The sequence below is a fragment of the Kitasatospora sp. NPDC056783 genome, assembly GCF_042789895.1.
Lineage (GTDB): Bacteria > Actinomycetota > Actinomycetes > Streptomycetales > Streptomycetaceae > Kitasatospora.
Genome location: NZ_JBHUAF010000340.1, coordinates 1 through 9,531, shown reverse-complemented (window position 1 = coordinate 9,531; position 9,531 = coordinate 1). Strand labels below are relative to the sequence as shown.

Genomic DNA, 9,531 nt, shown 5'->3' with positions numbered 1-9,531 from the left:
GAGGGCCGGCTCCCGGGGAGCCGGCCCTTTCCTCACAGCCCGAGGACGCTGAGCGCGGTGGTCCAGTCGTTCACGAGCGCGGTGCGCGCGTCGTCCAGGCCGACCCGGCCGCCGCACACCGCGTTCTTGAGCTTGGTCTCGACGGAGTCCTTGCTCTGCGCCGGCTGGCTGCCGTAGCGCGGCTCGGGCCACAGGTTGGCCGGGTCGCGCGGGGCGCCGCCGAGCTCCAGCGGGACGAAGTGGTCCTCCTCGTAGTCCGCCGTGTTGGTGTCCGCGTAGCCGTAGGCCGCGATCTGCCGCACCTTCAGCGCGTTGGTGTAGCTGGTCGGCGGGCGGACGGTGGCGGTCCAGCCGGAGACGCAGATGGTCTGCCCGATGGTCGCCTGGGTGACGTCCGGGTTGTACGCACCGGGGGTGCAGTACGGGTCGGGCAGCGGCAGGTAGGCCTGCGAACAGCTCGCCGCGAGCGGGCGGGGCGTCGGGGCGGGGGCGGCGGCCGGGACGGCGGCCCGCGCGGTGCCGGCGGTGAGTCCGGCGGCGGCGAGGGCGGCGGCGAGGACGGCCGCCGGGGCGGTGCCGGCGCGACGGTGACGGAGCATCATGGGGAAGCACTCCTGGTCCGGCCCGGCACTGCGCCGGGCGACTGTGTTCATGACAGCACCGCGCGGCCGACCACCGTCAGGCCCGGGACGTGAACGCCTGGTGCCCGCGCCTCCACAACCGCCCCCGCCGGCCGGGGTCACACCCCGTCAGCCCCGGACGACCGCCAGCTCCCGCTCCCGGCCCGGCCCGCCGCCGGGCACCGGCAGCAGCGCCCCGGTGGGCTCGAAGCCGGCCTTCCGGTACAGCGCCTCGGCCCGGGGGTTGTCCTCGTGGACGAACAGCCGCACCCGTTCGATCCGGGGCCCGGTGAGCGACCACGCCCAGTCCTGGACGGCCTGGATCAGGTCGAGCGCCAGCCCGGTGCCGCGCGCCTCCGGCCGGACGAAGACGCCGACCACGTGCACCTGCTCGACCTCGATGACGTCGCCCTCCAGGGCGCCGTCCCCGCCGGGGTGCTCGACCAGGCCGGTCATCGTGCCGAGCCAGCGCCCGTCCTCGGCCTCCGCGATGAACTGCGCCACGTGCGGGCCCGCCGCCGCCCGGGTCGTGCGGTCCTGCCAGAACTCGTCGGGGCGGCCGGCGACCTCCTCGTGCGTCTCCAGGAAGGCCACGGCCGCGGCCGGGTCCAGCAGCGCGTCCAGGCGGATGTCCCTGAGCCGCTGCCACTCCTCGGTCCGTACTCGTCTGATGATGGTTCCGATGCTCATCGCGTGATCATTTCATCGGCGCCACCGGCCCCCGCAACCGGATTCGCCCCACCAGCCGGGCCGGCCGCAGCCACCGCCCTCGCCGCGCCCGGCTCACCCGCCTCACCCGCCGTGCCCGACTCACCCGCCGCACCGACGAGCAGCCGCCCCAGCAGCGCCGCCGGCCCCTCCGGCAGGCTGCCGTGGACCAACTCGGTGCGGTGCACCAGCCGGGGCGCGGCGATCGGCGCGTACCCGATCCCGGGCGCCGCCGCGAGCACCGGCTCGGGCAGCAGGGTGAGCCCGTGCCCGGTCGCCACCAGCGCGAGCAGCCCGTGCAGGTCGGTGCCCTGGTAGCGGGTGGCGGGCCGGAAACCGTCGACGCCCGCGGCCGCGCGCAGCCGGGCGGGCGGCGGGGTGAGGTCGGGGGCGTCCAGCCAGCGGGCGGCGGAGAGGTCGGCGAGCGCGAGTCCGCCGCGGCCGGCCAGCGGGTGACCGGCCGGCAGGGCGACGGCGACCGGCCGCTCGGCCACCGCGACGGTGCGCAGCGGGCCGACGTCGAGCAGCGGCAGCGGGTCACTGGGCGCGGCCAGGCCGTCGATCAGTGCGAGGTCGACATCGCCGGTGGCCACCCGGGCGGGCAGCACGTCCTGGGCGAGCACCCGGACCACCAGGTCCGCCCCCGGGTATGCCCGGCGCACCTCGCCGAGCGCGCGCCCCAGTGCCACGCCGACCGCCAGCGGGGTGGCCCCGAGCACCAGCCGGGCGCTCGGGGCGCCCGCCAGGCGCGCGACGTCGGCGCGCGCCGCCTCCAGCCGGAGCAGCAGCGGCGCGGCGTGCTCCAGCAACCGCCGCCCGGCCGCGGTCGGGCCGACCGGGCGGCGGACCAGCACCGCGGCACCGAGGTCGGCCTCCAGCGAGGCGATCTGCTGCGAGACCGCGGACTGGGTGTAGCCGAGTTCCCGCGCCGCGTCCGAGAAGGAGGCGAGGCGGGCGACGGTGACGAAGGTGCGCAGCTGCTGCGGGTCCACGGCGGTCATCAACCGATCTGATCGAATCGTAAGGAATCATCGTTGGCGCTGATCTCGGGTGCCGGGTCAGGATAGCCGCATGACCTACCTGACCCCGAGGGTCGCCCTGGTCGGCGACCGCTCCCCCGCCATCCGCTCGCACACCCGCGTCCCCGGCCTGCTCGACGCCCTCGCCGAGCGCGACCACCTCGTCCTGGACGCCTACTGGATCCCGACCGGGGACGCCGTCGAACCCGGCGCCCTGGACGGCTTCGACGCGGTCTGGCTGCTGCCCGGCAGCCCCTACCGCAGCGAGGCCGGCGCGCTGGCCGCCGTCCGGACCGCCCGCGAGCGCGGCATCCCCTTCCTCGGCACCTGCGGTGGATTCCAGCACGCGGTGCTGGAGTACGCCCACAACGTCTGCGGCCTGGCCGGAGCCGTCCACGGCGAGGAGCACCCGGAGGCGGACCAGCAGGTGATCGCCCCGCTGGCCTGCTCGCTGGTCGGCCACGAGGGGGCCGTCACGATCACTCCCGGAAGCCTCGCCGAGCAGGTCCTCGGCACCACCCGCACCCAGGAGCGCTACCACTGCTCGTACGGCCTCAACGACGCCTACCTGGACCGGCTCACCGCGCACGGCCTGCGGTTCAGCGGCACGGACGGCTCCGGGTCGGTGCGCGTCCTGGAGCTTCCCGGCCACCCGTTCTTCCTGGCCTCGCTGTTCCAGCCCGAGCTGTCCGGCGACGGCACCCGGGCGCACCCGATGATCCGCGCGCTGGCCGTCGCCGCCGTGGCACACGCGGACTCCCCGGCGTCCGCGGCCTCCGCGGCCTCCACGGCCGGCGCCTGAGCGCGTCTCACATCGGCAGCGACCGCAGCCGCACCGGCCCCTCCGGCCACCCGGCCCCGACCACCAGCGGGGCCCACATCGTGCGCAGCGGCATCTCCGCGAGCCGCCCCTCCGGCTGCTCCACCGTCACCGCCCGCGCCACCTCCCGGAAGCCCAGCCCCCGGTAGAACGCGGCCAGCGGCGGACGGCAGAACAGCAGCGCGTAGCGGTGGCCGAGCGTGCGCCCGTGGTCGAGGGCGGCCCCGACCACGGTCCGCGCGAGGCCGCCGTGGCGCCGGTCGGGGGCCACGCAGACCCCGCCGACGCCGATCACCGTCAGGTCGTTGCCGCCCACGGTGAGCGGCAGCGGCACCAGCCCGGCGTGGGCGACGAGCCGGCCGTCGGCGGCCCGGACCCCGAAGTGGATCTCCTTGGACCGGAAGGACAGCCCGGTGTACGAGACGCCGTACGGGTCGTCCCCGGGGCCGAGGATCTCCTGCTGCTCGGTGCGGCCGTACTGCGCGAGCCGTTCGACCACCGGGGCCGCGATCGCGGTCGCGGGCTCGGTCACGAACACGGACTCAGCCTCGGTCGCGGGCTCGGGCTCGGGCTCAGTCGCGGGCTCAGTCGCAGGCTCGGGCTCGGGCGAGAAACGATCATCCATTCCGCCATGCTCTCCCCCGGCCACGGCCTTTCACCAGTCCGTTCCCGGCCACTCGGCCGGACGACCGGCCCGGCGCCGCGGCGGTGTGGAAGCATGCCCCTCATGCAGCAGCCCACCGACCAGTCGGCCGCCGACCTCGCCGCTCCGCTGCCCGGCCCACCACTGCGCCTGCCCGACCCCGTCCGGGCCTTCGCCCCGACCGCCCTGGTGCTGCTGGTCCTCGTCCCGCTCGCCGCCAACGACGCGGACGTCGGCCCGACCACCTCGCCGACGGCCAACGCGGTCCTGATGGCGGTCGGCGCGCTCGCCCTCGCCCTGCGGCGCCGCCACCCGGCCGCCGTCGCGGCGGTCACCCTGGTCAGCGGCCAACTCCCGCTCGCCATCGCGCTCTACGGGCTGACCGCGCGGCGCGGCGCCACCACCCTGGTGTACGTCCTGGCGGCCCTGGCCGAACTGCGGCTCCTCATCCCGTTCGACCTCGGAGGCCTCGGAACCTTCGGGGGGCTCGGGGACCTCGGGAACCTCGGCGAGATCGGTACCCCGTCCGGGCTCGCCAACCTGATCGAGGACCCGCTGCTCTTCGGCGCCGTGCCGCTCGCCCTCGGGCTGACCGCCCACCAGCGCGCCCGCACCGTCGACGTGCTGGCCGAACGCAACCGGCTGCTCGGCGAGCGCAACCGCCTGCTGGAGGAGGCCCGCCGGCACGCCGAGGAGCGCGCGGTGGCCGAGGAACGCGCCCGGCTCGCCCGGGAGATGCACGACGTGGTGTCCAACCGGGTCTCGCTGATCGCCCTGCACGCGGGCGCCGGTCAGGTCGCCCTGGCCGGAGATCCGGCCGCCGTCCGGGAGACGCTCGGCCTGATCCGCACCCTCGGGCTCCAGGCGCTCACCGAACTGCGGGTCCTGCTGGGCGTGTTGACCACTGGCACCGACCTGGCACCCTCACTGCGCGCGCTGCCCGCCCTGGTCGAGGAGTCCCGGCAGGCCGGACTGGCGGTCGGACTGACCGTCAACGGCCCGGCCGACGGACCGGCCGGCCCCGGGCCCGCCGTGCAGTACGCGGCCTACCGGATCGTCCAGGAGGCGCTGACCAACGCGCACAAGCACGCCCCGGAGGCCGAGGTGGCCGTCACCGTCGAGGTCGAACCGGACGGGCTGCGTCTGACGGTGGTCAACTCCCCCACCGACGAGGGGGACGCCGAGCCCGCCGCCGAGGTCACCGGGCCGACCGAGGTCACCGGGCCGGCCGGGCAGGCGAGCCGGGCCGGGCGCCCGGAACTGCCCTCCGGCGGCCACGGCCTGCGCGGCATGCGCACCCGGGCCGACGACCTCGGCGGCACCCTGCACGCCGGACCGACCCCCGAGGGCGGGTTCGCCGTCCGCGCCCGGCTGCCACTCGGCACGGCCTGAGCAGCGGCACCGACCGCTCGGCACCATCCCCGGAGCCGCCGACCCTCAGGAACCGGACCGCCCTCAGGCCGCCGCCCGCCGCGCCAGCTCCGCCCACACCTCGTCCACCCGGCCCGCCAGCTCCGCCAGCCCGCCGCCGTTGTCGATCACCAGGTCCGCGACGGCCAGCCGTTCCTCCCGGGAGGCCTGCGCGGCCATCCGGGCCCGGGCCTCCTCCTCGGTCATCCCGCGCAGCCGCACCAGCCGCTCCATCCGCACCTCGTCGGCCGCGTCCACCACCACGATCAGGTCGAACAGCGGCGCCAGCCCGTTCTCCGCCAGCAGCGGCACGTCGTGCACCACGACCGCGTCCGGCGCGGCCGCCGCCTCCAGCGCGGCGGAGCGGGCCCGCACCAGCGGGTGGACGATCGCGTTCAGCGCCTTCAGCCGCTCCGGGTCGGCGAACACGATCGCCCCGAGCGCCGGCCGGTCCAGCGTGCCGTCCTCCCGCAGCACCTGCGGGCCGAACTCGGCGATCACCGCCGCGAGGCCGTCCGTCCCGGGGGCGACCACCTCGCGGGCGATCACGTCGGAGTCCACGATCACCGCGCCGTGCGCGGCGAACAGCCGGGACACCTCGCTCTTGCCCGCGCCGATGCCACCCGTCAGTCCGATCTTCAGCATGGCGTCAGGCTACCGGCGCGGCACCGGCGGCGTCAGGACGGGACCTCGGCGCCGGCTCAGCCCAGTTCCAGGCTCTCGCCCTCTCCCAGCACCGTCAGCTCCGCGCCCGTGCCGGGCCCCTCCGGCCCGACCAGCCGGGTCTGCACGGCGAGCCCGATCGGGCTGAGCACCGCCTCGTGCACCGGCACCGCCCGGCGCGGCCCGGCCTCCCGGACGTAGTCGATCACCTCGGAGGCCTTGCTCCAGGGCGCCGCCAGCGGCAGCAGCAGGGTCTCCACCGGGTGCGGCGGCACGGTGAAGGCGTCACCGGGGTGGAACAGCCGGCCGTCGAGGAGGAAGCCGATGTTCGTCACCCGCGGGATGTCCCGGTGGATCTCCGCGTGCCACTCGCCGTGCACCGAGACCTCCAGCCCGCCGATCTCGAAGGCGTCGCCCTCGCCGACCGCGCGGACCCGCTGCGCCGCACCCTCCAGCCGCGCGGCGACGGCGGCGTTGGTCCACACCCGCAGGGCCGGGTCGGCGGCCAGCGCGGCGCGCAGCCGGGACTCCTCGAAGTGGTCCATGTGCTCGTGGGTGATCAGGACGGCGTCCGCCCCGGCCAGTGCGCCCGGGGCGGTGAAGGACCCCGGGTCGATGACGACGGTGGTGTCCCCGTGCTCGACGCGTACGCAGGCGTGTCCGAACTTGGTGATTCGCATGCCCAAAACCATACAGCAAGGCTGTACAGCCATACTGCACATATGCCCGGTAGACTCATCCCATGACCAGCCGAGCCCCCCACCCGGACACCCTGGAACTCGCCGCCGACCTGCGCACCGCCCTCGGCAGCCTGGTCCGCTCCCTGCGCACCGGCGACGAACTGCCGCAGAACCAGGCCGCCGTGCTCGGTCTGCTGGTCCGCGACGAGCGCTCCCGCACGATCGCCGACCTGGCCGAGCTCCAGCGCGTCCGCCACCAGTCGATGGCCCGCACCGTCGCCCTGATGACCGAGGCCGGACTGGTCACCCAGCAGCCCCACCCCACCGACGGCCGAAAGCAGCTGATCACCGCCACCGAGGCCGGCCGCACCGCCCTGCTCGACCAGCGCGCCCGCCGCGAGCACCACATCGCCACCGCGATCGAGTCCCGGCTCAGCCCCGCCGAGCAGGAGCGGCTGCGCGCCGCGGTCGCCCTGCTAGGCCGACTGAGCTGATCCCACCAGGTCCTGAGCCGCAGGATCGGCCGCCGGCTCCGTCACCGGCTCGGCCGCCGACCGCGGCGCCGGGACCGCCACCGGAGCGATCTCCGGCAGCTCGACGTGCTCGCTCAGCCCGAACCTCCGGTGCAGCCGCCGCAGCGGAGCGGGCGCCCACCAGTTGAACTCGCCGAACAGGCTCATCGCGGCGGGCACCAGCAGGCAGCGCACCAGGGTGGCGTCCACCGCGACGGCGACGGCCAGCGCGATGCCCATCTGCTTGACCATCAGCATGTCCCCGAGGGCGAACCCGGCGAAGACGATCACCATCAGCATCGCCGCCGAGGTGATGATCCGACCGCTGCGCTGCACGCCCAGCTCCACCGCCCGGACACAGTCGTGCCCGCGCAGGGTCAGCTCCCTGATCCGGGAGAGCAGGAACACCTCGTAGTCCATCGACAGCCCGAAGGCGAAGGCGAAGACCAGCACCGGAATGAACGTCTCCAGCCCGCCGGTCGGGCTGAACCCGAGCAGCCCGCTGAAGTACCCGTCCTGGAACACCAGGGTCAGCGCGCCGAGCGAGGCACCCAGCGACAGCAGGTTCATCACCAGCGCCTTGACCGGCATCACCACCGAGCCGGTCATCAGGAACAGCAGCACCAGCGTGCCCAGCGCGACCAGCCCGAGCGCCCACGGTCCGCGCGAGAGCAGTTCGTCCTGGAAGTCCACCACCGAGGCCGCGCCGCCGGTGACGTAGGTGGTCAGCCCGCCGCGGTCGGCCCGCAGCTCCTCCACCACCTGCCGGGCCGACGCGCCCTGGGGGTCCCCGGGCACCAGCACGTCGATGGTGGAGACCGCCTCACCCGCCTGGGTCACCGCCCGCACCCCGCTCACCCCGGGCAGCTTGGCCACGACCTCGTCCGCGTACGCCTGCGCCGCCTTCGCGCCGCCCTCGACCACCACCGTGATCGGCGCGGCCGAAGCCTGCGGGAAACGCTGGTCGACGGTCTCGGCGACCTGCCGCCCGGCCGAGGAGGCGGGCAGCACGGCCTCGCCGGAGCTGCGCATCTCGGCGTGCAGGAACGGCGCCCCGGCCGCCATCAGCAGCGCCACCGAGACGAGGGTGACCGCGACCGCCCGCTTGCGCACCCGGCGCACGGTCCGGCTGAAGAACCCCTCGTCCGCGACGGGCGCGGCGGGCGCCTTGATCCGCGCCCCGGCGAAGCCCAGCAGGGCGGGGATCAGGGTCAGTGCGGCGGCGACGGCGATCACCACCACACTCACCCCGGCCGCCGCCACCGCGCCGAGCACCGGGCTGGTGAAGACGAACAGGCCCGAGAGCGCGACGGCCACGGTCAGTCCGGAGAAGGCCACGGTGCGCCCGGCCGTCGCCGCGGTCCGCTCCACGGCGGCGGCGATGCCCGCGCCGTGGCCGCGTTCCTCGCGGAAACGATTCACCATGAGCAGCGCGTAGTCGATGGAGAGCCCGAGCCCCAGCACCGTGGCGATCGGCAGCACACTGGTGTCGATGTCCATGATCCGGCTGAACCCGAACATGGCCAGCAGCGCGCCGCCCACCGAGGCGACCGCCCCGATCACCGGCAGCGAGGCCGCCGCCAGCCCGCCGAAGACCAGCACCATGACGATCAGCGTGAGCGGCAGCGTCACCAGCTCGCCGAATCTGGTGTCCTTCTCGGTCTGCCGCTTGACCTCCTGCTGGAGCACCAGGTCCCCGCCGACCGTGACGTGGGCGCCGCCCGCCCCGTCCAGCCGCGCGAGCCGCTCGGTCACGGCGTCGGTCCGGGCACTGCTCGCGCCGTCGGCCATCCGTACGGTGACCAGGCTCGCCGTCCCGTCGGCGGAGCGCAGCGCGGCCGACTCCGGGCCGGGGCCGTACGCGTCCAGTGCGGAGGAGACCCCGGGCAGAGCGGCGATCTCGGCGGTGGCCCGCTCCACGGCGGCCTTCACCGCCGGATCGTCCACCGGCCGGCCGTCCACCACGGCGGTGACGGCGCCCTTGGCCGGGTCGGCGGCGGCGACCACCGCGCCGCCCCGGTCGGCCTCGGCGGTGGCGGAGGAGGCCCCGGCCACCGAACCCTCGAAGACCCGCCCCCCGATCAGGACGCCGGCCACCAGGACGACGGCCCACAGGCCGAGCACCCAGCGGCGGTGGCGGAAGCAGAACCGGCCGCCGACCACGGCGGCGGGGGCGACGGAGGAGGGATTGCGCATGAGGAGCCTTTCGGGCAGCTTCCCTCAATCTAGGCGCAACCGGAACTCCGGCCTATAGATGGGCAATGAGCCCCATCTCACATTTTCCTTCACATAATGAACACATAAGTCGGAGCGGCATAAATCATCGCGGAAAACGAAATGCGCCGGCGCACGGGCGCGAATGAAACCGGCGAACGGGGCCACACGAAACGCGGCCACCCGAAACGCGGCCGCACAAACCGAATGGGCCCCACCCGGAAATTCCGGGTGGGGCCCAC

Annotated in this window: 10 protein-coding genes; 3 read left to right on the top strand and 7 right to left on the bottom strand. The window is 75.1% G+C overall.

The genetic code is table 11. The annotated features are described in order from the left end of the window. Positions 1 to 32: 32 nt before the first annotated feature. The 3 genes from ACFRMQ_RS32485 to ACFRMQ_RS32475 all read right to left on the bottom strand — a co-directional run bounded on the left by ACFRMQ_RS32485 (position 33) and on the right by ACFRMQ_RS32475 (position 2,329). Complete coding sequence (locus tag ACFRMQ_RS32485) at positions 33 to 602, bottom strand: hypothetical protein (protein WP_380734320.1); 570 nt, start codon at positions 600 to 602, stop codon at positions 33 to 35. Between the two features lie 147 nt (positions 603 to 749). Continuing rightward, positions 750 to 1,310 carry a GNAT family N-acetyltransferase gene (locus ACFRMQ_RS32480; RefSeq protein WP_380734319.1) on the bottom strand — a complete coding sequence of 187 codons (561 nt, stop codon included), beginning with the start codon at positions 1,308 to 1,310 and terminating at the stop codon, positions 750 to 752. Beyond that, complete coding sequence (locus ACFRMQ_RS32475) at positions 1,307 to 2,329, bottom strand: LysR family transcriptional regulator (protein ID WP_380734318.1); 1,023 nt, start codon at positions 2,327 to 2,329, stop codon at positions 1,307 to 1,309. Before ACFRMQ_RS32475 ends, ACFRMQ_RS32480 begins: the two co-directional genes overlap by 4 nt. Before the next feature lie 70 nt (positions 2,330 to 2,399). On the opposite strand from ACFRMQ_RS32475, the gene ACFRMQ_RS32470 reads away from it, so the two are divergent. Beyond that, positions 2,400 to 3,149: a hypothetical protein gene (locus ACFRMQ_RS32470; protein ID WP_380734317.1), complete on the top strand. Its 750-nt coding sequence runs from the start codon at positions 2,400 to 2,402 to the stop codon at positions 3,147 to 3,149. 7 nt (positions 3,150 to 3,156) lie between these two features. Here the strand turns inward: ACFRMQ_RS32470 and ACFRMQ_RS32465 are convergent, their stop codons facing one another. After that, positions 3,157 to 3,699: a GNAT family N-acetyltransferase gene (locus ACFRMQ_RS32465; RefSeq protein ID WP_380734321.1), complete on the bottom strand. Its 543-nt coding sequence runs from the start codon at positions 3,697 to 3,699 to the stop codon at positions 3,157 to 3,159. A gap of 195 nt (positions 3,700 to 3,894) precedes the next feature. Between ACFRMQ_RS32465 and ACFRMQ_RS32460 the strand changes: the two genes are divergently transcribed. Next, positions 3,895 to 5,202, top strand: a complete 1,308-nt coding sequence (locus ACFRMQ_RS32460) for a sensor histidine kinase (protein WP_380734316.1) — start codon at positions 3,895 to 3,897, stop codon at positions 5,200 to 5,202. A gap of 63 nt (positions 5,203 to 5,265) precedes the next feature. Here ACFRMQ_RS32460 and coaE read toward each other — a convergent pair whose 3' ends face one another. Continuing rightward, positions 5,266 to 5,865: a dephospho-CoA kinase gene (coaE, locus tag ACFRMQ_RS32455; protein ID WP_380734315.1), complete on the bottom strand. Its 600-nt coding sequence runs from the start codon at positions 5,863 to 5,865 to the stop codon at positions 5,266 to 5,268. A 56-nt stretch (positions 5,866 to 5,921) separates the two neighbouring features. Beyond that, positions 5,922 to 6,563 carry an MBL fold metallo-hydrolase gene (locus tag ACFRMQ_RS32450; RefSeq protein WP_380734314.1) on the bottom strand — a complete coding sequence of 214 codons (642 nt, stop codon included), beginning with the start codon at positions 6,561 to 6,563 and terminating at the stop codon, positions 5,922 to 5,924. 62 nt (positions 6,564 to 6,625) lie between these two features. Between ACFRMQ_RS32450 and ACFRMQ_RS32445 the strand changes: the two genes are divergently transcribed. Further along, positions 6,626 to 7,057, top strand: a complete 432-nt coding sequence (locus tag ACFRMQ_RS32445) for a MarR family winged helix-turn-helix transcriptional regulator (protein WP_380734312.1) — start codon at positions 6,626 to 6,628, stop codon at positions 7,055 to 7,057. Here ACFRMQ_RS32445 and ACFRMQ_RS32440 read toward each other — a convergent pair. Beyond that, positions 7,040 to 9,271, bottom strand: coding sequence for an MMPL family transporter (locus tag ACFRMQ_RS32440; RefSeq protein WP_380734311.1), 2,232 nt, complete (start codon positions 9,269 to 9,271; stop codon positions 7,040 to 7,042). The two genes, ACFRMQ_RS32445 and ACFRMQ_RS32440, sit on opposite strands and share 18 nt — an antisense overlap. Between the last annotated feature and the right edge of the window lie 260 nt (positions 9,272 to 9,531).